Source organism: Mixta mediterraneensis (assembly GCF_030283135.1).
In the GTDB taxonomy this organism is placed as follows: domain Bacteria; phylum Pseudomonadota; class Gammaproteobacteria; order Enterobacterales; family Enterobacteriaceae; genus Pantoea; species Pantoea mediterraneensis.
Genome location: NZ_JASUAZ010000054.1, coordinates 1 through 21,340, shown reverse-complemented (window position 1 = coordinate 21,340; position 21,340 = coordinate 1). Strand labels below are relative to the sequence as shown.

Genomic DNA, 21,340 nt, shown 5'->3' with positions numbered 1-21,340 from the left:
GGAAAAATTTCTGGCATACTTGATGGGCAGGCATAGAGGTGATCTCATTGAATTGTTGGCACAATCAGTAGATCACATAACTCTATGCCTGTCTTTTTTCACCCGCACATTTCTGGGGATTCCCCAGGGGATGCCGGGGCATAAATTTGAATCCGCTGAGTTTACCGATTTTTGACGCCTTCTGTCCTGTATTAAACCTGAGTTTTAGTAAGGGAAAGGTATTTACTTTAATTTTTGTAACATTTAAGCGGTAAACTTAACAACCTGATACAACTAACATTTGTCTTTTCCTTTGCACGCCTACTACCACGTCTGAGAGGGATCATCATGAGTCAGAATGCCACGTTAACTACCGATCCGCTGGTTTGGGGACACGGTCCCAGGGTATTCGAAGTGTTTCTGGAACCTACCTGCCCTTTTTCTGTACGCGCCTTTAATAAATTTGACGCATTGCTAAGCGAAGTCGGGGAAGACAAGATGACACTGAAAATTCGCCTTCAGTCTCAGCCCTGGCATATGTTTTCTGGCGTCATTGTACGCTACATTTTGGCGGCTTCATTACAGGGTAAAGACGCGGCGAAAGCGGTGATGAAAGCGGTTGCCGATCGTCGTGAAGAGTTTGAATTTACCGATCATTGCAGCGGCCCCAATATGGATGCCACGCCAAATCAGATCGTGGCGCGTCTGAAAGCATATAGCGGCATTGATGCCTGTGAAGCCTTTGCCCGGCCCGAATTGCAAACTGAGATTAAGTGGCATTGCAAATATGCGCGTCAGAACGGTATCCATGTGTCACCGACCTTTATGATTAACGGCTTAGTGCAACCGGACATTAGCAGTGGTGATGATATCGCTGACTGGGCCAGACGCATCCTGGCATAATTAGCCCTTGCCCGCTGTAAATGATACGGCGGACATTTTCCTTCTTGTCCTGACATTAAAGATAGGGTGACGCCATTGATGCTCGAACAATTAAAAATCAAATACCCCAACGCGCTTGCCTGGCCTTTTGGTGATTCAGCAGAATTAGCTAATCAGCTAGCTGCCCTGGTGATTGCCGGTAAAAAAGTTGCCAGTTGCGGCTCTTTACAGTCGTGGAACGCGGATGCGCTTAAACCACAGCCAGGCGGCTATAACATTATCCTCAACGGTGAAAATCAGCCGGTATGTGTGATTCGTACTACTGGCCTGTTCCTGACGCGTTTTGATCGCGTTACGCCAGAAATGGCCATGCTGGAGGGCGAAGGCGATCTCAGCCTTGATCACTGGAAGCGCGAGCATCAACGTTTTTTCCAGCAGGAAGGTTATTTTCAGCCTGACATGGAGCTTATATTTGAGACTTTCCAGTTAGTGGAAGTGATTTAGAAAGGCCATAGGGATTGATAAGACGCTAATGGCCTGTGCTGGTTATATTACCGGTGGAGTATTAGCGCTTTCTGTTATCCGCCACCAGTGCCAGTTTAGCAACGCCTCGCTGTTCCAGTGCGCGGGCTGCTTGTGCAGCACGAAGGCCACTGGCACAGACCAGCACGATGCGCCGATCGATCGGCGGTTGCCAGTTGACGAGCTGTTCGGGCAACACACGCTCCACACGGCTGGCAATACTGACCGGCGCTTCTTCAACACTGCGTAGTTCGACGATGCAGTCGTCATCATTCAGCTGATGTGAATCGATAAAAGCGAATCCTGGACTTTCCGGCTCTTCCGCACGTTCAAAGCGAAACTGGCGCATATGCCAGCCAACAAAATCACAATTGATCATGCAGCCGAGCGGAGAAAGTTCGAGCTGCAGCAATATGCTGAGGGCCATTTGTGCCTGTAACGCACCAAGCGTGGCTACCGCAGGTCCCATTACGCCAGCAGTATTGCAATTCGCGGATGCGACAGGCAATTGTGGGAACAGAGCGCGATAACTTGGCGCGCCTGCACAAAAACTCCCAACATAGCCTTGTCGCCCCAAAACTGATGCGCACACCAGGGGAACACGGCGCGGAAAACAGCTATCAGACAGTTGATAAGTGATGGCAAAATTATCGGCTGCATCAATAACCAGGTCGATGCCATCTAACGCGTCTGCTAACCGGCTGGCGCTGAGCGCATCAGGAACCGCCTCTACTTTGCATTCGGGATTACGCTGCGCTAACGCGCGTTGGGCGCAAATTACTTTAGCCTCACCGATGTCCGCCATGCCAAACAGCGTTTGTCGATGCAGATTATGCAACTCGACCACATCGCCATCATAAAGACGGATAAATCCAACCCCCGCCCCAGCCAGTAACGGGAGCAGTGTGGAACCCAGTCCGCCTGCGCCAACCACCAGCACGCGCGCGCTGGCTAAACGCTGCTGGCCTGCTTCTCCGATCTCTGGCAACATTGTTTGCCGCTGATAACGATCCATCTTTTATCCTTAGCTGAGCTGGGCCAGACCAAAAATCGGCGTAGAAGCCGCAGCCATTTCGCGCCGCTGCATCATGCCAGCCTGCTGCGCAATCAGCCCGGCATCAATTGCCGAAGCGAAGGCGCCAGCCATACTCACCGGATCGCCCGCTTTGGCGACAGCGGTATTCAGTAAAATGCCATCAAAGCCCAACTCCATCGCATGGGCGGCCTGGCTTGGCGCGCCAATACCTGCATCAATAATCAGTGGAATATCTTTAAACCACGCGCGCATTGAGCGCAGCCCTTCAATGTTGCGCAGCCCCTGACCAGAACCAATTGGCGCTCCCCACGGCATCAGCAGTTCACAGCCCGCTTCCAGTAGCTTTTCACCCAGAATCAGATCTTCAGTGGTATAGGGGAAAACGTTAAAACCCTCCATACAGAGAATGCGAGCGGCTTCCACTAACGCAAAGGGATCGGGCTGCAACGTATCAGCGTGGCCAATCACTTCCAGCTTGATCCAGGATGTGTTGAACAGCTCACGCGCCATCTGCGCCGTGGTAACCGCTTCTTTGACCGTATGACAACCGGCGGTATTCGGTAAAATCCGCTTATTGAGCTGCTTAAGCAACTCCCGAAAGGCCCCGCCCGCGTTGCCTTCGCGACGCAGGCTAACGGTAATGATTTCGGCTCCTGAAGCATTAATCGCCTGCTGTAAAATTTCTGGCGAAGGATACCCGGCGGTGCCCAGTAAAAAGCGCGACTGTGGCTGAAAATCATAAAACATCACTTATCCTCCCTGCATTGGCGACAACACTTCTAACTGGCTGCCCGCTGCGATTTTCTGTATTTCATATTGCGAACGCGGAATGAATTCGCCATTGATAGCGCTGGCAACGCAACTGGCATCAATTTGCTGTTCACGCAGCAGTTCGGCCAGCGTGCTGGCTTCAGTATCAATCGTGCGGCCATTGAGATGAATACGCATTACCTACTCTCCTGGGTCAGTTGCTGCATCAGTTTTTCGGCCATTATCGGTGCCAGCAAAAAGCCATGACGATACATACCATTTACATAAAACAGGCCATTTTCGTAGCGAACTTCTGGCAGATTATTGCGATAAGCAGGACGCAAACCGGTGCCGCTTTCAACTATACGGGCTTCAGACAAGGCTGGATGAATGGTGTAGGCTGCGCTGAGCAACTCCATCATGGCACGAGCGCTAATGGGGCTGTCATCATGACTTTCTACCATAGTGGCGCCCAGCATGAAGCGCCCTTCCGCACGCGGCACCAGATAGCATGGAAAACGAGGGTGGAGCAGCCGTACCGGGCGTGAAAACTGTACCTCATTACTTTGCAGGATCAGCATTTCGCCGCGCACCGCCCGAAGTTCGGGCTGCGCCTGAACGGCATGGACCCCGCGGCAGTCAATAATTTGCCCGCTGGCTTTGCCGCTGTGAAAAGAAACACCGGACTGAAGGAGTTTTTCACGCAGCTGCTGCATCGCATGCCGGGGATTAAGATGGGCTTCACTGGCAAAGTACAAACCGCGTGCGAAACGATTTTCCAGCGCAGGTTCAATGTCGCCAGGCGCAACCCATTGATGTTCCGAGGTCATTTTAGCAAAGCGTGTTAGCTCCTGACTGTCGCGCGGCGGTGCGATCACCAGCGTGCCGTTATGCTCAACGCCATTAACACGTTTTGCCCACCACGCGGCAGAATGCTGTCCCCAGTCGATAACGGCTTGCGGCGCACTTTCCGCTTCACACCATGGGGCAAGCATACCGCCCGCCCAGTGTGACGCCGGGCAGCATTCATCTTTGCAGATTACATCAACCGTTTCACCACGTTCGGCTAACAGCGTTGCGACACACAATCCTGAAACACCGCTGCCCAGTACCGACCAACGGCTCATAATACGCGCTCTGCTAGCGAAGCAGTTTGATTGAGAGAGATCATCACTTTGGCCTCGTCATTTAACAGCGAAGACCCGTGATACAAGAAAGGGAAAAGCAGGAGCAAGACATTACGGCCCTTGCAGCAAGGATTTCAAAACAATGAAATCCGAGTCTTCCTACGCCAGTATCAACTGGGTCAGGTTCTAAGGGTCGCTAAGCCGCGCGCTGCGCTATTAGCCTCTCAGTCTCTTTGGCGAGACTCCCCTGACAGGTTCTATTTGTATTTTAAGGGCGCGGATTCGTCAAGTACATGCAGGGAAATATCTCCCGTGCATTGTTTGCGACTTCCTGTGCGAAGCCTGTCTCACAGGGACGATGAACCTACCGTCGAATGCACTTTTGCAGTAACGCGCAGCCTCTTTCAATGGCTTTTTTGCTGCGCTTCTGCAAATAAACTGCCGATTCGATAATGCGCTGCCAGAGATCAGTTTCTGTTACTGAACAAAACGCAGCCATTTTATGCCGTAAAAAATATCTGTAACGCGTCGGCTAATAGTGAGGGTTGTTCTTCAGGAATAAAATGCCCGCTATTCGCAATGGTTAAGCTTTCAACCTGACTGGCAAATGCGCGTAACGGCGTGGCCATATCCGGGATTGATCCTTGATCGGCGCTCACCGCTAACAGCGGAACAGTAAGTTTTCTCTCTTTCAGGCGAGCGCGGTTTTGTTCGGCGGATTGCGCCAGCGAACGATAAAACGCTAAAGCGGCGCGTAGTGCACCAGGGCGGCAAAAAATACGCAAATACTCGGCCATGACTTTTTCATCAAAAATATCCGGGTTTTTCGCTTTACGTTTCAAAAACCAGTCAAGATAAATCGATTCCCGTCCGCTGATTAACATTTCCGGCAGATCGCTGACGATATGAAACGCAAAGTGCCAGGTTTTCCAGGCTTTATCCGGCGCGATCGGCAATGCATCTGGCAATGTAATACCGGGAATACCTGCATCCAGCAGCGCCAGCTTTATTACCTTGTCGGGAAACTGAGCGGCCAGCGGAAACGCGACCCATGCGCCAATATCGTGACCCACCAGATTGAAACGGGTGATATTCAATTGTTGAAGTAACGCGACGATCAGCTGCGCCACGGTTTCAGTGTCATAGCCGTTGACCGGTAAGTCGGAATCACCCTGCCCCGGCAAATCGACTGCAATCACGTGAAATTTTTCCGCTAATCTCGGAATGACAAATCGCCAGGCGAAGCTGCTCTGCGGAAAGCCCGCCAGCAATACCACGGTTTCAGCATTCTCCTCACCAGCGCTGAGGTAATGCAGGCGCTGATGGTTAACCAGAGCAAAGTTTCGCTGGTGCTCAATGACATCTTTCATCTGCTTTCTCCTGAATATTATTTAGGTAATGATCGTTTCCTATTAGGGGAAAAATTTTTAGCTGAGGATTTTTAACGCCAGCGGCACGATAGTTTCATCAGGGCGTGTTGGCGCAATTTTCCCTGCTACGCGCATGCCAAGCACGATACACAACATCAGCGAGGCCGTTGCATCTGCATTGAGTTCAGCGTTGATCGAGCCATCTTGCTGTCCTTGCTGAATGAGCAAAGTGAGAGTTTGCAAATTGCGCGTCATCGCTTCACTTACCGCCTCGGCAAGATCCTCCTCAAGCGTCTGCAGTTCCACTGCGCTGCCCGCCACCAGGCAGCCGCGCTTCCCTTCAAGATCTCGTACCGAATCGACGTAAAAATGCAGAAGAGCCTCAAGCCTGGCGAAACCTGTCTTGCCGGATTCCAGCCGGGTGCGTAGCTCGCCATTACGCAACGACAGATAGCGTGCAAATACCTGCGCAAATAACTGGCGTTTATCGCTGAAGGCTTTGTAAATACTGCCCGTGGTGAGCTGCATGGCCTCGCTGAGATCACCCATCGACGTGGCATGGAAGCCTTTTTCACGGAACACCAGCATTGCTCGATCCAGTACTTCGTCGAGCTGGAATTCGCGTGGCCGACCACGGTATTTGGCAAGGATTTGTCTGGACAACAGTTCGCTCACTTAGGAAATGATCATTTCCTATAAGCTAGCGGAAAATACGCTTGAAGTGAAGCGAGGAATGAGCAGTGCAGCAAATCCTGTTGCCGCGCCTGCTCAGTCAGCCAGATTTGCGCTTCACCCAATGTAGAGAACTGACCTTCACCGAGAGCGAGATGAAGGCCGATATCAAAATCACGTTAAGTATGTTTCTGCTGGCTAACTGAATCGCCACAGCGACTGACGTGAACTGCAAGCGGGTGATCGTTTCATACTGCAAACCATTAAAAACAGCAAAAAGTACGCTTTCATGCGTCTTTTGCATTTAAACGTCCGAAGGATTTACCGATACCCATGCCGGACAGGATGTTTGTCGATTTCAAAGCATCAAGGGAGGCGCAATATTATGTGGGATAAAAATTCCGGAAAGCGCAAACCGCCAGAGATAAAACCCTATATAATCAAATAATTAAATGGAATCTCGCGAGAGTCATTCTGTTGATTTGGCAATCTCTGTTAATCACTTCACACTTTCCAGTAAATTCAGAAAGGCGCAGTCCAGTAAAGAATATCAGACGCGCCTTTCGCGAAGACAGGATGAACGGGTATGCAACGTTTTATTATTTACAAGCGGCGTGCATGTTTTTGGCACCCAGCTCGCGCCACACAGCCCATTCATCTCCCGTACCTGGTTTATCCCCTACGGTCCACCACCCGTTCAACCAGGTTTTGCCATTGTAAGTCACCTTCACACAGGGATTTGGATAGGTTTTCTCCTGCTTCCATGAATTGTTGTCAGCGGTATCATCACCCGTAATGTCAATGTGGTGACTCATTTCTGCACGACGGTGGCCTGAATAGAGTTCGGCAGTCACATGGGCGAGATAATGACCCGCTTTCAGTCCGGCCTTGATTTGCCCGTTCAGGCTAATTCCGTCAGGGATGGTGTGGCCGTCTTTGCTCAGGGACCACTGGTAGTGAATGTTTCCCTGGTTGTAGTCAAAATTGGCTTTCGCTTTTAAAACCACGGGCTTGCTGCTTTCCATTTGATGATCGCCAGTGACGACCACCTGTGGCGCACTGACCGTCACCTTAATCAGCGCTTCCCCTGTTTTACCCGCTTTATTCGTAGCCGTTAAGCGGAAGGAAGCCTCGGTGTCCGTTAAGCCAGCCGGTATCACAATATCCGTTCTGGCAGCATCTGGTGTGCGGGCTGTAATGCGATCGTTACCGGCTATCCTCTCCCATTTATACGTCACATCCTGTTGGTTTGTGGTTGCGCTGACGCTATAGCTGTAACTGGTGCCAACTGTACTGATAGCATCAATCGTGGCGCGGCTTAGGGTAACCGTAGGGGCTGATACATTTTGCGCCTGTGAATAATCAAATTTGATGTTGCTGTCACGGTTTTCCCAGATAGGATCGGTCATCCAGGGCAACGACAACTGTTTAATGTGATCTTTGGTCGTTTGGGCGGGCGGCAGTCCCCACTTTTCATAAAACGGTGTGAGGTCATAGCCTGAAAGCCGGCTGGTTTCTAAAATAAAGCGCTGAATTTTGGCGTCTGAGCTGGCTGGCTGTTCATTTTTCGGCATTTCACGATACACTTTTCCTAAGCGCGCATAAAAATCCTTGCCGAAAGTGAGATCCAACTGCCAGAGCATAGCAGCCTTAAGGTGTAACTCCTGCTCATGATAGTTTCGCTGCGCTTGTTCAAAGTATTTGAACGCTTTATCCCAGGTTCCTGCCACCTCAGGGCGGGGAAGATTACCCAGCTCACGTTGTACATAGAGAGAGGTTAAATTGACGGTTACCTCGGTCATGCCGTCCCATTTTTGAGTCTGCATCTGGAAATGATGCCCAAGCTCATGCCAGGGGCCCCAGCCATCACTTCGCAGAGTCTGCTCATTCACCGCAGCTTTAATACCGTTCTCTGTGCAACTTTGTATACGCCAGGACCAGGCATTCAGCGCACCACTACAAGCGTCATCATTCACTACCCCTTTAGGTGGTATACCATCTAAAAAATGAAAACGGTGCGGAATACGACGATGCAGACTGTTGCTCTCAGTGGCCGACAGCCCATACTGATCTTCAGCCCAGGATACAATCTTGTCCCATGTTTCAAGCATACCGACAGGATTGCCATCCTTAATCAGGGTTTCTGCCTTATCCCGACGTAAGGTAATCATCATCCTGTCGCTCAGCAGCTCAGCATACGGAGAGGCTTTCATTTCCGGATCTGCCAGCATACCCTGCCAGTCGCTTTTGCTGTTTTTATTCAGGATAAAACGCGGAAAAGGTCTTCCACCCTGTAAATTAATCGTTATATCGCTCTGGATGGGATTACTGAAATTAGCGATATACAGAATGCCATCCTGCGTTACCGATACAGTATTTAAACCACGATTCAGTTTTTGCCGCTGAGCGTGCTTGTACTGGTACGTCCTGTCATGCGGGACGCTTATAAATGCCTCCAGTGAAGGGGATGCATTGCCAGAATAATCAGCGTTAATAGTGAGGACATCCCCTTTTTTTACCCAGTATCCGGTCGATTGCAAAGGCGTCTGGTCAAATCCACGCTGTTGTTTGTTACGTAGTTCTCCCGGCGATCCCGGCTGTTCAAGTTTAAACTGGCGAGGAGCTTCCAGCGCGGCTTTGGTAGATTGCGTTAGCGCATCGGGTGTTACCGCTGAAACAACAGGAGGAAGCGTTAAAAAAATGGATGCGGCCAATACGGAATAAGAAAACACAGTACGTCTGTTCATAAAGTCCTTATATTTTTTACATTTTGAAATCCTTCTACAGCAATATAAACAATTTAATTTTAAGAATGTGCCTGTGTTAGCTAAGATTTTCCCTGGCAGATAAAATGTGGAAATGTTTACAGGCAGGTCCGCCTCCCTCTGTTCACTCACACCATGCCAATACCGCTGTCCTCTGTGGGCCTGCGGGAATATCAATGAGGCCGGGAAGTGGAAAAAAGACGCAATGGATGTGAAATATTTGTCAGCTTCTGCTGAGTGTCAGGTCCGGAAACATGGCGCTGCCGTTAGCCCTGATGCACATCGCTACCGCATCCATAGCGACAGTCGGAGAAAAGCTCTGGGTTAAAAAGTCTCGGACAGTAACAGGCGGTGAAATGCCAGAAGGTTGCCTGAAGAAACCTCGATAACAGGTTTCCGGCTGGTGCGTGGCGTCAGTAATACCAGCCTGAACGTCCGCTACCACGACCCTAATACTGAGCAACAGCGCACAGAGACGCTGACACAGCAAGAAACGCGACTCGCTTATTGTCCGCTGATGTTTTGAATGTTGATTGCCCTGCGGCTGTGAAGCCGTTCATAACATGCTGAGTTAATAATTACCCGACTATATATTGCCGGGTAACGCGAATGATGCGATGCAGGTATCACTGAGCTGTATTTGACATAATACGCAGCGTATCTGTCAGCGATGAAGGAAAAATTTGTCCATGTGTCTGACCCGGGTAACGGGACAGATGGAGATCGACGCCCTTTTGTTCGAGGATTTGATTCAGCTGACTTTCTTCATCTTTCAGGTCAGACGCGAATCCTTTGCGTTGCTCTGTCACACCATCACCTTCCATCAGATAAAGCGATTTGTGCTGCAAATGTGCCGGATCGCTCTCTTTCGCCAGCGCAACGATCCTTTGCCTGCCCCAGCTTAATGATGGCGCAGCCGCAAAATAATCATGAAACCATGCGGTATTATAAAAGGAATCCAGTACGAACAGGCCGCCGAAAGAATGCCCCCAGATAGCGCGTTTTTGAGGATCACTGGGCGCACGTTCCTCAACGTAAGGCACAATTTTTTCCAGCAGAAGTTGTCGGAATTGATGACTTCCGCCTCCTTTTCGACCACGCATCCGCGGTTCATTTATCCGCTCCGCGCCCGGCGGCGTGTAATCGTAACTTCGTGCAATCACATCAAATGGCAGATCGGTATCATAACCGACCGCCACCAGCACGGGAAGTGATCCTTTGCTCATCCGCAATAGCATTGGTTCTGACAAGCGCGCCATCGCTGCGTTGCCATCCAGCATATACAGGACCGGATAACCCGCCGCTGGCAAAGTTTTTTTAGGAATGCCGATCCATACTTTGTAGCGGCGTTTTCCGTCAGCCGAAGTGAATAAATGACTTTCAAACTGATAACAGGCAGATCCTTTATCAGCAATATTTTTGCCCAACGGTTTAAGATCAGGCCTGGCTAAAGCGGAAGTTGTGGAGAGGAGAAAAGCCAGCGATAACAGTCGTAATAGGTTAGCTGTGCGTAGAACCAAAACCGTTTTAAACATAAGTTCAGAGGCCTGAGATTATTCGTTATTATTTAATTGACTTGCATCCTAACAAATTTCTCCGGCGACAAAATCCCGCTATTTATGTGGAATTTATGGTACGCCAAGATAACGCAATATCGCCGTCATCATTGCCGCCCCAATAATAATCATAATGAGCGGCGCTTTTCGCCAGGCAAGAAAGATCGCGAATAAAACACCCAGAACGCGTGCCATGCCAGCGAAATGTTGCCCTTCAAATAGCGTGGATGTAGAGGCAACGGCCAATAGCAAAACTGTTGCCGCATCTGAAAGTAGGCTTTGCGTGCGCTCGCTAATTGGTAAGCGATTACCAAGCCTGACTCCCGCAAAACGAATTAAATAAGTTCCTGCCGCCAGCAGGCCAATTCCGGCAATGATCGCCCCATTCTCGCTCATTTGCGTGCTCTCCATGTCAGTAAACCTAATAACGAAAACAGTACTGGCATACCTGCGGGAACAAATGGCGTGGCAATCAGTGACAATAACGCCCCGGTTGATGCCGGAATACGCGTGCGGCGCTGGCGCAATGCCGGGAAGATTAAAGCAATGAGAATGGCAGGAAACACCGCATCTAGCCCAATAATTGTAATGTCGGGGATAAACTGGCCAATGCACGCGCCGGTCATAACGCTGATCGGCCAGATCAATCCAATGCCAATACCGCAAAGCCAAAATGCTGCTTGCCGTTGCGCAGGCTGAGGCTGAGAAATGCCAAACACTACGCTTTCATCGTTCATAATGTGGCATCCCAACAGTCCACGCGAACCGCGCCCGACCAGATCTTTTACTGCTATGCCAAAAGGAAGATGGCGTGCATTCACTAACAATCCAGCCGCCGCCGCCGTGAAAGGACTTCCGCCACTGGCAACAATACCGATAAATAAAAATTCTGATGCGCCTGCCAGGACCAGTGTGGACAAGAACAGCGGCACCCAAAGTGGAAATCCATCAGCTATTGCTAAAGAACCGTAAGATAAGCCAACTATGCCATCTGCAATGCAAACCAGAAAAATGGCTTTAACTACGCCTTTTCCCAATATTCCTCTTTGCGGCAACATAACAATTTCATCTCATAACGAACAATTTATCCGTTATAATGAACAACGGTGAAAAGTATTACAAGACGAACATTATGTTCATTTTAGTGAACAGGAGTAAAAGTGACGACACCCATTAGCATTATTGCCAGCGGCCTGACCCGCGAACGTCTGCGTGCAGGTTTGTCGTTGGCAGAAGTCGCACGCCGAGCCGGAATTGCCAAATCAACACTTTCGCAACTGGAAGCGGGTAACGGTAATCCCAGCATTGAAACGTTGTGGTCACTATGCGTAGCGTTAAACATCCCGTTTGCCCGGTTGATGGAGCCAGTAGCAAACAGGATGCAGATAATCCGCCGTGGCGAAGGCCCCACCGTCAGCGCGAAGCAGGCAGATTATCAGGCTGTTTTGCTGGCAACGTGTCCGCCAGGGGCGCGTCGCGATATATATTTACTGCATATCCAGCCTGGCTCCGAACGTCTTTCGCAACCACATCCACCCAACACGATTGAACATTTAATTCTGACTCAAGGTCGGGCTCTGGTTGGGCCAGTTGATTCACCCGTTGAACTGGAAGTGGGCGATTACATCAGCTATTCAGGTGATGAAGAACATATTTTCCGTGCGCTGGAACCTGATACGCTGGCAGTTCTGGTGATGGAGCATATTTAGTCATCTGGCAACGGTTTCGATACCTTTAGCTGTACGTTAACCGATACTATCGCCGCTCTTAATTCAATAGCAGGACTTTTTAAAGGCAACCGAGGAATTTTCTGGCCTTGGTCTCTGTCGTTCTGATGCCCTCTTCTTTCACTGTACCAGGGCCAATAATTTTAGCGATATGCCGTTTTCAGAAATAAAATGTGTCATCGATTAGCCAAAATGGGTATGTCAGAAGCTTTTCGGCGTTATCAGAACAGAGCGAATACGTGTATTTTTCTGCCAGCTACTGGCATGGTGGGCTTATGTATCACTCTTTGGACTAAGGCTGATTCAGCTGTGAAAAGTTTGATCTGCACTGAATCAATGTCAGGGGCGGGGGATTTTATTGATGTTAACCCTGTCAAAAATAATTTTTCTATCTTTCAGAAATGCTGTGATAGTTCGGATCGTAACGCAATTGATTATGGATGTGTGCTGTTGTTAACGGCAACACCTGCTAAGCAATTAACAACGTTATCCACTTATACAGTGATTAGATCCTATTAAAAAGATCCTATACAGATCCTTTATAGATCCTAAGAGATCCCCGATCGTTGCAGGCCGCGCCAGACAAGGGCTGAGAAGGTGATCGCGTTCACTATAATCAGTAAAGTATTCACTGTAATCAGTACTTTATTCACTATAGAGAGTAGAATGTTCACTGTAAACAGTGCTAATGTTCACTGTAATCAGAAACCGACTCTTTTCATCCACAGAATGAAGACCTTACGCTATGGCAGATAAAGACAGTGAAAACAAAGCGTTACTTGAACCTTTTCTGTTGGTGACTAAAAACAGTGGCGAAGTTATTCAGCTTCATCCGAACAAAAATAATACCGTTCAACCTGTTGCTTTAATGCGACTTGGTCTGTTTGTTCCGACGCTGAAATCCACAGCGCGGGGTAAGTCGGGCGCGATGGCTTCTACCGATGCAACCAAAGAGTTAAAAAATTTGTCACTGGTGAAAGCTGAAGGTTATGAGAAGATTACTATCACAGGTGCTCGCCTGGATATGGACAATGATTTCAAAACCTGGGCTGGCATCATTCAGTCTTTTTCGCGCTATCCCACTAAAGGCGATACCGTAACCTTGCCGTTTATTGATTTTGTGAAGATGTGCGGCATTCCTTCAGCCAACTCTTCCGCAGCGTTACGTAAACGGCTGGATGCATCCCTTCGTCGTATTGCGACTAACACCTTATCTTTTGAAGGTAACGGGAAGGCTTATCATACTCACTTGGTCCAGTCTGCTTACTACGATCGCGAACAAGATATTGTCAGAATTCAGGCCGATCCCAAGTTATTTGAGCTCTACAACTTCGACCATAAAGTTTTACTGCAGCTGAGGGCTATTTCTCGCCTTAAACGTAAAGAGTCTGCCCAGGCGCTTTATACTTTCCTGGAGAGCCTTCCTACCAACCCTGCCCCAATCTCTCTTGCCCGGTTACGTATGCGCCTCAATCTGGGCTCTAAAACCACCACGCAAAATCATGTAGTAAGACGGGCAATGGAGCAGCTTAAAGAAATCGGCTATCTGGATTATTCTGAAGTAAAACGTGGCCGTTCAGTTTTCTTTATTATTCATAGCAGAACGCCAAAACTTGATGGGATCAGCAACCTTGAGAGCATTGACGCGCTTGATGATATCGAGTTTGAAGAATAAGTCGCGCGTTCACTGTAATCAGTAAAACTTACGTTGCGCTGTCACTTCCTGCTAAAAGTGACAGTCTTCTTTTTCCATTGCCGTTTACTGTATTCAGTCACTTTTTGGTTCACTGTAATCAGCGGTGTTCACTATAAACAGTAGTGTCTGGATAAAACTCTGCGTAGCCCCTACCCGCCGCTTTCATTTAATTACTATTTTATTCAGGCATTTAATAGTAAGTAAACACTCACTATTTTAAGCCTGTGGTTATGATGCATATCAAGGCGGCAAACTTTTACTGATTACAGTGAATGATCTTCCTCTCTCTTTCGGTGCTTTTTGCTTACTGATTATAGTGAATGTTGAGCGGGTATCCGACAATAAGAATTGTTAAATTATATTTATAACCTTTTGAATATAAAAGTTTTTCACAAAATAACCTGAACGGTTGTCTTTCCCATACTTATTTGAAGATTCACGTTCACTGTAATCAGTAAAAAGTGACAGGGTCAGATGATTTGCTGATTACAGTGAATGTTATCGATGAGGTTACTGATTACAGTGAACCTCTTTGCAATCGGGTAACATGCGGATGTTTTACGATAGGGAATTCTGATGCTGGTGTGCCTGAGCAGAAACGTATGCCTGTGGCGATAGCCGCGATTTTTACTGATTATAGTGAATGAGTCACTGATTACAGTGAACGGTTCAGGTAATGATTTTTATGTTGTCGGCCACCGATCAGCTTTTACTGATTACAGTGAACGTTGCGATATAAAGGTAAAACTTACTGATTACAGTGAACGCTGCGGTGTTTTACGATGCAGTGTCAGACTACAGTGAACGTTCGTCGCTAAGGGGTCGCTCTTTTACTCACTACAGTGGACGACTAAGGAGGACGCCTGGCTGTTTACTGTTTACAGTGAACGATCCTGCCTGAATGTTAAACATTTTGGTTGAGGTTCCTCCTCATCCAGAACATCTACTGCTTATAGTGAACGTTTAATTAGCTCTTTATCTAAACCAAGTGCTCCTCACCTCTTTGGTTTCACAGCTCTGTTTTTTACTGATTACAGTGAATGGTCGATATTGTCGTGCTTTGTGTTGTTTAAATTTCTGTCGCGCAATACTGATTACAGTGAATCGTTTGGATTTGCTGATTACAGTGAATGGCTGAGTTCATATGCTCTTCTTATCGGAAGCTGATTACAGTCAACGTTTACATAAAAGGGTCAAAAAACGGCCATTTTTTGCTGTTTACAGTCAATCATGTAATTAACTTGCGGATAAATAAATATAAAGACGGTAACTATCTTTTTTATGTTTAGGATTAATAATTGCCTCATGAGCAGGATTTCGGTATAAAGACGTAAATCCTACATCTGTGGAGTAAGTATGGCTAACGATGACAAGCAGGTTATGAAGGTTGCTCAGCGTTCAGAACGGATGTTGTTAAGCCTTACCGAACAAATTCAGGTCCAAAAACAAGAGCTACACGAAAACACGTACTATCAGGTTTACGCTAAAGCCGCTCTTGCTAAGTTACCTAAATTAACCCGCGCTAGTGTTGATTATGCAGTAAATGAAATGGAAGAGAATGGATATCAATTTGATAAGCGCGCAGCGGGAACATCCGTAAAGTACGCGATGTCGATTGAGAATATTATCGATATTTACCATCATCGCGGTGTTGCGAAGTATCGTGATCGCCATTCAGAGGCTTACACACTGTTTGTAGGTAACCTGAAAGGTGGAGTGTCTAAAACTGTTTCGACAGTATCTTTAGCACATGCTCTACGTGCTCATCCCCATCTTTTATTTGAAGATTTGCGAATACTTGTTATCGATCTCGATCCACAGTCATCCGCCACTATGTTTTTAAACCACGAACGGTCGGTCGGATTAGTGGAAGCTACTGCCGCTCAGGCAATGCTACAAAACGTGAGTCGTGAAGAATTGCTAAATGAATTTATTGTTCCCTCTATCATTCCCGGCGTGCATGTTTTACCTGCATCCATTGACGATGCCTTTATTGCATCACGGTGGGATGAGCTTTGCGCGGAGCATCTGCCCGGCCAGAATGTGCATTCTGTTTTATATGACAATGTCATTGTTAAACTTAAAAAAGATTATGACTTTATCTTTATTGATAGTGGGCCACATTTAGATGCGTTTCTAAAAAATGCTATCGCTGCCTCTGATTTGTTGATGACCCCGGTGCCTCCTGCGCAAGTTGATTTCCATTCCACGCTTAAATACCTGACGCGTTTGCCTGAACTTATCGACATTATTGAAGGATCTGGCGCAACTTGTCGCTTGCAGGGAAATATCGGTTTTATGTCTAAGCTCTCCAATAAAGCTGACCATAAACTTTGTCACAGTCTCGCTAAGGAAATCTTTGGTGGTGATATGTTGGATGCCGCCCTTCCCCGCCTTGACGGTTTTGAACGTTGTGGCGAATCATTTGATACCGTGATATCAGCAAATCCATCAACCTATGTCGGCAGTAGCGAAGCATTAAAAAATGCGCGTTCTGCGGCAGAAGATTTTGCGAAAGCTGTATTTGATCGTATCGAATTTATCCGTCTGAACTGAGGTTTCTATGAGCGCAAAAAGAATCACAATTGGCAGAACCTTCAGCCAGACTCCTTTAGAAACAGAAGGAAAAGCAGAGTCTCCTTCACAAATATTTTTTCTGTCAACGGGAAAACGCGCTCTGTTTCGCGCTGAACGTATCCCTGCAAATGAGGTTGAAGAAAAAACGTTTGTGGTGATGGAAACAAATGGTCGCGACCAGGCTGGTTTAACGCCGGATTCTCTGCGCGACATTATTCGCACTATTAAGCTGCAGCAGTTTTTCCCGGCGATAGGTGTAATGCAAGGGGATAAAATTGAGATTTTGGATGGTTCTCGTCGTCGTGCAGCTGCGATTTTTTGTAAAACGGGTCTTGATGTTTTAGTGACTGATGCTGACATTACTGCTGATGAAGCGCGCCGATTAGCACAGGATATTCAAACTGCTCGTGAACATAACCTTCGTGAAGTCGGTATACGCTTGCTGGCTTTAAAAGATGGTGGACTTTCACAAAAAGAAATCGCAGAAAACCAGGGGTTATCTCAGGCAAAGGTAACGCGTGCATTACAGGCTGCAAGTGTACCCGCCGATCTCATCTCTCTTTTTCCAAATCACTCTGAATTAACTTATCCCGATTACAAAGCATTGCTTCAGGCAGCCGATAAGCTAAACGAAACCGGTCAATCGGTGAAGGCGCTAATAGACAGCATTTCAGTAGAAGTTGATATCATTTGTGCTCGGGAAGAACTGGCCGAAGATGAAGTTAAAAATCATATTTTACGTTTAATTCGGAATGCCAGCCAGACGCTGATAAAAGAACCTGAAAAGGATAAAACGATCTCAACAAGCCTATGGCCTTTCGCGGATAAAGACCGTTTTGCACGGAAAAAATCTCGTGGACGTATGTTCAGTTACGAATTCAATCGTCAGTCTAAAGAGCTGCAGGAAGAGTTAGATAAGGTTATCGCTGAGACGTTAAGTAAATATCTTGGTAATTAACGCGGATAGGGTGACGAAGGGCCTGAGAATTTATTCTCAGGCCTTTTTTATATGTGATTAATGTAAATATGATTTTTTGCTACTGCGGCTTAATCTCTACTGTTTTAATTTTTAGTTAGGGAAACGCAGAATCTGCCGAAATTTCAGGCTGAAATCGCCAGAGAATAATAGGTTCTTTACATGAGTAAACCAATAAAATTCAATAAGTTAGCGTTGAAATCCCTTGATTTTACCACTGGAATTCGCTATCCATTCAGGTTGATTTAGGGCCGCTATTTTGAACCGAACTCTTACCTGTTCGCAGTCAGATAATCCTAAAGCCTCGGTCACAAACACGTTGGCGATTTCAGCCTGAAATCGCCAAAAATACCTTTTAAGCCTAAGCGATAGCCATCCGTCAACTCCCATCATATCCCGCTAAAGCAGGTCAATATTAACAAACCGCCGATACATGATATGCCATAAGATTGAAGAGACTGTTGAATCAGGGTATAAGCGTCCTGAAAAATGGCGTTTTTAGATAAATATATTTATGCCTGGCCGCAAACGCTACTGTCAATAACCCCGCTTTCATTTATGGCACATTAAACCTGATCGGGTAATCAAAGCCACCAACAGGTTGGATATAATAAAAACGCTAGCGCATGCCACATTTGGCTCCTATCCCTCCTGTATCGTCGCTTTTTCTCGAACCCTCGTCATCATACTCAGCGATGTCTGATAACACAGCAACGATGTAATACAAGCAAAAAACTGAGGCATCCACTGTAATCAGTAAAAATGGGGGCATAAGCAAAGAGATTTGTCTTGTATGGGAGGAATGAAGAAGCTAATAAAGCGCATATGGCAATAACGGCTTCTACCGTTTTTAGCCATAAACGGCTTAACCTGCCCAGCGTCCTCTAATTCAACCTTATGCATCGCAACGCCGGGAGTAAATCTGCTCAGGTGGCAAGCCACAGACTTGCATACAGATGAAGTTCCTGATGCTTAACGTGGGATTCTGATAATAAGAAACAGAAAGTTAAATCTTTTAACTGAGGATGGTTGTCAAAAAATGGTGAAGGTGAAAGTGGTTAAACCTTGTAAAAAATAAATAACCCATCTGAGATGCCGATCCCTTATCCGACATTCAGATATGGCTGAAGCGAAATAATTTTTATGACGGCTTATACTGCATCGCCTGGATGGCCATAGCGTCTATCCTTAAAGCGTATTCTTGTTAGTTTTGATATGAATAAAGATCGCCTACATTCTCAAGGGAGCAAAAATATGTCAGAAAACAAACGCGATTTAATGCCCTACAGATTGTTTTATTGTGAGCCACGCTTGCTGGTGCAAAATATCGATGGTCACGTGGTTGATATTGGCAGTGCAGACAAAGTGGAAGGGAAATTTCACTGGCAGCTTGATGGTAACGATCAGCATGGTGAGCAGGCTAAAACTGTCGAAGCTATGTTTGACGATATTAAGCAGCATCTGAGCTTTCTGTTTGTTGATGGGCAGTTTACCAGCTTGCCGGATGTGAGTGCTGATTACAGTGAACAACTTGAATCGGTGCCCTCACAACAGTTTCAATTGCATGAACTAAACGATAACGATGAAGAATCGGTGCGGTAATAGCAGCAAAGGAACCCAACATCAGTAGGTTAAAATAAAACCTCTTGTTGGGTTTTCATAGTCATCAGCTCTTCCATTGATCCCCAGAGGGCAGCCGTTGAGTACATCAGCCATATCGGTTTAGCCATCCCAGCTAACGCCTCGGGGGACGCGAGAAATCCAGCGGCGCGCAATGTGGATAATAAGGGTGAATTTCCGACGGGTTTGGCATCAATCGTTTCTAAGGTAAAGCTAAGCTGCCTTTCGCGTTTTAGTGCAATACCAAGCGCGATGATTCCTTCCGCTGCCAGTTCATGATCTTCGGTGAACGTAAGCAGGTCCTTCCCGCCTTGTGGCAGATAAAGCAATAGCTCACCCGCAGCAATCACCACCAGCGCGCCATTACGACGTGTAGGGCGTGCACCTGTAATATGAGGCGGCCAGTTAAGCGTTGCGTCAAAAGGATTGGCCGGATCCATTGCTGCCAGTGCCACGGTGGAGCGTTCTGTTGCCGGATTCTCAGCCAGCTCACGCAAGCGTTCAATGGTAAAATTATCGGCAAACTGCGACCCGCCTAAACCTTCGACAAAGCGGCCACGCAGTATACGCCCGGCATCCTCAAAACCACGTAATGCGGGTTGTAACGCCGGAAAGCCGCCGGGAATTTGTTCGGCTATTGCGCTACCGCGTGTAATCACACCATAGCGATCCAGCATATTTTCAACCAGAGCCAGCGCCAGGCCAGTGGCTGTTATGGCTTCACGTTTTAATAATGTCCAGCGACCAGCAATGGTATTCGCACCAGAGGTGCTACGGGTTGGCGATTTCACGCTGAAATTGTGCGTCCGCCGGCTGCGCAACGTGCGGGTGGGGCGTGAGCGTTGCGAAACCGGCGAGCCGATTAGCGCTCGCACCGCAATCCACGTATCCGTGGTGATATACCTCATCCATGCCAGTTCCCAAAGCGTAACGTAAATCTGTGACGATTCGACACCTGCCTGCGATTCCATCCGCAACAAGATTTCTCGCCCAAACCAGGCGCCGCCCTCTGACAGCATGTCGAGAATGCTCTGCTGCAACGAGCTCAGCTCTTTTCCCTGTTCAACAACAGGCAGCGTCTCGCTGGCGAATTCAGTCAGATGAAGGGAAATCAGACCATCATTATTGCTAAGGGATTTATGACCACACCAGACTGCCTCACCGTTTGCCAGTAGCTCATCAAGCATTGCAGGCTGATAGTCGCGTACGCGTGCACGTAAGATTTGCGATTCCCATAATGAAGCGGGCAGCGCGACACCGGCAAGCTGTTCAATCACGCGCGCAACCCCGTTAATCCCTTCATAGTTTCCCTGCGACGGCTGATTTTTATCTACAGAAATCTGGTTCGCCGCTTCGTTGATAAGTCCGTGTCTTTCGAGCAACATCGTCACCCACGCTGTATGTGCCACTGGCCGTGTGGCTTCACGGGCCGTTCGCAAAGAGCGAATACGCAGCCGCTTAAAAATCTCTTCTGCGGTCCATTGCTGGGTATTATCACCCGCTAATCCGAAGTCCCCTTTAAGCACTTTACCTTGTTCGCGCAGACGCTCCAGCTCATTGTTGACAACCGCAACACCCAAGCCAAAACGCTCTGCAACGTCGCGCGTGGTAAACAGAGCATGCGTCCGCGCATGGCGATTGATTAAATTACGCAATGGATGTGCTACTGACTGGAGAAACGCCGCTGGGATACCAGCGGGCAATGACGTACCCAGCGCGTCACGTAAACGAGCGGCATCTTCAATGGCCGCCCAGCGTGAACGATTGGCAATTTTTACATTGATTACCCGTTGCGTGTCTTGCAACGTTTTGAGACTGGCAGTAGCTTCATCGTTGTCGGTGAAGCGCACCTCAATTTCTGCCAGCGATAACGGCCCCAGTTCGCGCAACAGATCAGCAAGACCTTCGTGTCCGCTAGCCTGATAATCTTTTGCAATACGTTGCAACTCCTGCTCAACACTGTCGCTACCGATGTAAAACTGGCCCACCTGCCGATGTAAATCTGACCCACCTAGGGTAAAAATGGCAGTTTTAAGGCACTGCCAATGATGACATTGGAGACCAGAGTGGAGATTAGTGTTTTAC

General features: G+C 47.8%; 20 protein-coding genes and 1 riboswitch. Of the genes, 9 read left to right on the top strand and 11 right to left on the bottom strand.

The window, feature by feature from the left end; translation table 11 throughout:
• Window positions 1-327: 327 nt before the first annotated feature.
• Together QRY16_RS19620 and QRY16_RS19615 are read left to right on the top strand one after the other, a co-directional pair.
• Complete coding sequence (locus QRY16_RS19620; RefSeq protein WP_193406171.1) at window positions 328-882, top strand: DsbA family protein; 555 nt, start codon at window positions 328-330, stop codon at window positions 880-882.
• Window positions 883-960: 78 nt separating this feature from the next.
• Window positions 961-1,365, top strand: coding sequence for an ASCH domain-containing protein (locus tag QRY16_RS19615; RefSeq protein WP_289777749.1), 405 nt, complete (start codon window positions 961-963; stop codon window positions 1,363-1,365).
• A 61-nt stretch (window positions 1,366-1,426) separates the two neighbouring features.
• Here the strand turns inward: QRY16_RS19615 and QRY16_RS19610 are convergent, their stop codons facing one another.
• The 6 genes from QRY16_RS19610 to QRY16_RS19585 form a co-directional block, all read right to left on the bottom strand.
• Window positions 1,427-2,398 (bottom strand): HesA/MoeB/ThiF family protein, encoded by a 972-nt coding sequence (locus QRY16_RS19610; protein WP_289777748.1) that lies wholly within the window; start codon window positions 2,396-2,398, stop codon window positions 1,427-1,429.
• Window positions 2,399-2,407: 9 nt separating this feature from the next.
• Complete coding sequence (locus QRY16_RS19605; protein ID WP_193406174.1) at window positions 2,408-3,166, bottom strand: thiazole synthase; 759 nt, start codon at window positions 3,164-3,166, stop codon at window positions 2,408-2,410.
• A 3-nt stretch (window positions 3,167-3,169) separates the two neighbouring features.
• The gene (thiS, locus tag QRY16_RS19600) at window positions 3,170-3,367 is read right to left on the bottom strand and encodes a sulfur carrier protein ThiS (protein WP_193406175.1); all 198 of its coding nucleotides are present in this window, start codon (window positions 3,365-3,367) and stop codon (window positions 3,170-3,172) included.
• The gene (locus QRY16_RS19595) at window positions 3,367-4,296 is read right to left on the bottom strand and encodes an FAD-dependent oxidoreductase (RefSeq protein WP_193406176.1); all 930 of its coding nucleotides are present in this window, start codon (window positions 4,294-4,296) and stop codon (window positions 3,367-3,369) included. The genes thiS and QRY16_RS19595 overlap by 1 nt, the downstream gene beginning before the upstream one ends.
• A gap of 139 nt (window positions 4,297-4,435) precedes the next feature.
• Window positions 4,436-4,555, bottom strand: a riboswitch (TPP riboswitch).
• 241 nt (window positions 4,556-4,796) lie between these two features.
• Window positions 4,797-5,666 (bottom strand): alpha/beta fold hydrolase, encoded by an 870-nt coding sequence (locus QRY16_RS19590; RefSeq protein WP_289777747.1) that lies wholly within the window; start codon window positions 5,664-5,666, stop codon window positions 4,797-4,799.
• Window positions 5,667-5,723: 57 nt separating this feature from the next.
• Complete coding sequence (locus tag QRY16_RS19585) at window positions 5,724-6,341, bottom strand: TetR/AcrR family transcriptional regulator (RefSeq protein ID WP_289777746.1); 618 nt, start codon at window positions 6,339-6,341, stop codon at window positions 5,724-5,726.
• Window positions 6,342-6,406: 65 nt separating this feature from the next.
• Here QRY16_RS19585 and QRY16_RS19580 point away from each other — a divergent pair, with 65 nt between their 5' ends.
• Window positions 6,407-6,544, top strand: coding sequence for a hypothetical protein (locus tag QRY16_RS19580; RefSeq protein WP_193406178.1), 138 nt, complete (start codon window positions 6,407-6,409; stop codon window positions 6,542-6,544).
• A gap of 393 nt (window positions 6,545-6,937) precedes the next feature.
• On the opposite strand, the gene QRY16_RS19575 is transcribed toward QRY16_RS19580, so the two are convergent.
• Entirely contained in the window at window positions 6,938-9,085 is a 2,148-nt protein-coding gene (locus tag QRY16_RS19575; protein WP_289777745.1) for a M60 family metallopeptidase, read from the bottom strand.
• A gap of 385 nt (window positions 9,086-9,470) precedes the next feature.
• On the opposite strand from QRY16_RS19575, the gene QRY16_RS19570 reads away from it, so the two are divergent.
• Window positions 9,471-9,629 (top strand): hypothetical protein, encoded by a 159-nt coding sequence (locus QRY16_RS19570; protein ID WP_193406180.1) that lies wholly within the window; start codon window positions 9,471-9,473, stop codon window positions 9,627-9,629.
• Between the two features lie 100 nt (window positions 9,630-9,729).
• Here QRY16_RS19570 and QRY16_RS19565 read toward each other — a convergent pair whose 3' ends face one another.
• From QRY16_RS19565 to QRY16_RS19555, 3 genes are all read right to left on the bottom strand, one after another.
• On the bottom strand, window positions 9,730-10,638 hold the full coding sequence (locus QRY16_RS19565) for an alpha/beta hydrolase (protein ID WP_289777744.1): 909 nt from the start codon (window positions 10,636-10,638) through the stop codon (window positions 9,730-9,732).
• Window positions 10,639-10,731: 93 nt separating this feature from the next.
• Window positions 10,732-11,055 (bottom strand): AzlD domain-containing protein, encoded by a 324-nt coding sequence (locus tag QRY16_RS19560; protein WP_193406182.1) that lies wholly within the window; start codon window positions 11,053-11,055, stop codon window positions 10,732-10,734.
• Window positions 11,052-11,717 carry an AzlC family ABC transporter permease gene (locus QRY16_RS19555; RefSeq protein ID WP_289777743.1) on the bottom strand — a complete coding sequence of 222 codons (666 nt, stop codon included), beginning with the start codon at window positions 11,715-11,717 and terminating at the stop codon, window positions 11,052-11,054. The genes QRY16_RS19560 and QRY16_RS19555 overlap by 4 nt, the downstream gene beginning before the upstream one ends.
• Before the next feature lie 102 nt (window positions 11,718-11,819).
• Here QRY16_RS19555 and QRY16_RS19550 point away from each other — a divergent pair, with 102 nt between their 5' ends.
• The 5 genes from QRY16_RS19550 to QRY16_RS19530 all read left to right on the top strand — a co-directional run bounded on the left by QRY16_RS19550 (window position 11,820) and on the right by QRY16_RS19530 (window position 19,237).
• Window positions 11,820-12,368, top strand: coding sequence for a helix-turn-helix domain-containing protein (locus QRY16_RS19550; protein WP_289777742.1), 549 nt, complete (start codon window positions 11,820-11,822; stop codon window positions 12,366-12,368).
• Between the two features lie 763 nt (window positions 12,369-13,131).
• Window positions 13,132-14,061, top strand: a complete 930-nt coding sequence (locus QRY16_RS19545; RefSeq protein ID WP_289777741.1) for a RepB family plasmid replication initiator protein — start codon at window positions 13,132-13,134, stop codon at window positions 14,059-14,061.
• Window positions 14,062-15,438: 1,377 nt separating this feature from the next.
• Complete coding sequence (locus QRY16_RS19540; protein ID WP_289777740.1) at window positions 15,439-16,638, top strand: AAA family ATPase; 1,200 nt, start codon at window positions 15,439-15,441, stop codon at window positions 16,636-16,638.
• A 7-nt stretch (window positions 16,639-16,645) separates the two neighbouring features.
• Window positions 16,646-17,617 (top strand): ParB family protein, encoded by a 972-nt coding sequence (locus QRY16_RS19535; protein ID WP_289777739.1) that lies wholly within the window; start codon window positions 16,646-16,648, stop codon window positions 17,615-17,617.
• Window positions 17,618-18,889: 1,272 nt separating this feature from the next.
• A complete protein-coding gene (locus QRY16_RS19530; RefSeq protein ID WP_289777738.1) occupies window positions 18,890-19,237 on the top strand; it encodes a hypothetical protein in 348 nt (115 codons plus the stop codon).
• A 29-nt stretch (window positions 19,238-19,266) separates the two neighbouring features.
• Here the strand turns inward: QRY16_RS19530 and QRY16_RS19525 are convergent, their stop codons facing one another.
• Window positions 19,267-21,243, bottom strand: coding sequence for an Lhr family helicase (locus tag QRY16_RS19525; protein ID WP_289777737.1), 1,977 nt, complete (start codon window positions 21,241-21,243; stop codon window positions 19,267-19,269).
• Window positions 21,244-21,340: the final 97 nt, after the last annotated feature.

What these genes read in the sequence shown, in the direction of transcription:
- QRY16_RS19620 (WP_193406171.1), top strand. Translation starts at nt 328, where the DNA reads ATGAGTCAGAATGCCACGTTAACTACCGATCCGCTGGTTTGGGGACAC.
- QRY16_RS19615 (WP_289777749.1), top strand. Translation starts at nt 961, where the DNA reads ATGCTCGAACAATTAAAAATCAAATACCCCAACGCGCTTGCCTGGCCT.
- QRY16_RS19610 (WP_289777748.1), bottom strand. Translation starts at nt 2,398, where the DNA reads ATGGATCGTTATCAGCGGCAAACAATGTTGCCAGAGATCGGAGAAGCA.
- QRY16_RS19605 (WP_193406174.1), bottom strand. Translation starts at nt 3,166, where the DNA reads ATGTTTTATGATTTTCAGCCACAGTCGCGCTTTTTACTGGGCACCGCC.
- thiS (WP_193406175.1), bottom strand. Translation starts at nt 3,367, where the DNA reads ATGCGTATTCATCTCAATGGCCGCACGATTGATACTGAAGCCAGCACG.
- QRY16_RS19595 (WP_193406176.1), bottom strand. Translation starts at nt 4,296, where the DNA reads ATGAGCCGTTGGTCGGTACTGGGCAGCGGTGTTTCAGGATTGTGTGTC.
- QRY16_RS19590 (WP_289777747.1), bottom strand. Translation starts at nt 5,666, where the DNA reads ATGAAAGATGTCATTGAGCACCAGCGAAACTTTGCTCTGGTTAACCAT.
- QRY16_RS19575 (WP_289777745.1), bottom strand. Translation starts at nt 9,085, where the DNA reads ATGAACAGACGTACTGTGTTTTCTTATTCCGTATTGGCCGCATCCATT.
- QRY16_RS19565 (WP_289777744.1), bottom strand. Translation starts at nt 10,638, where the DNA reads ATGTTTAAAACGGTTTTGGTTCTACGCACAGCTAACCTATTACGACTG.
- QRY16_RS19560 (WP_193406182.1), bottom strand. Translation starts at nt 11,055, where the DNA reads ATGAGCGAGAATGGGGCGATCATTGCCGGAATTGGCCTGCTGGCGGCA.
- QRY16_RS19555 (WP_289777743.1), bottom strand. Translation starts at nt 11,717, where the DNA reads ATGTTGCCGCAAAGAGGAATATTGGGAAAAGGCGTAGTTAAAGCCATT.
- QRY16_RS19545 (WP_289777741.1), top strand. Translation starts at nt 13,132, where the DNA reads ATGGCAGATAAAGACAGTGAAAACAAAGCGTTACTTGAACCTTTTCTG.
- QRY16_RS19540 (WP_289777740.1), top strand. Translation starts at nt 15,439, where the DNA reads ATGGCTAACGATGACAAGCAGGTTATGAAGGTTGCTCAGCGTTCAGAA.
- QRY16_RS19535 (WP_289777739.1), top strand. Translation starts at nt 16,646, where the DNA reads ATGAGCGCAAAAAGAATCACAATTGGCAGAACCTTCAGCCAGACTCCT.
- QRY16_RS19530 (WP_289777738.1), top strand. Translation starts at nt 18,890, where the DNA reads ATGTCAGAAAACAAACGCGATTTAATGCCCTACAGATTGTTTTATTGT.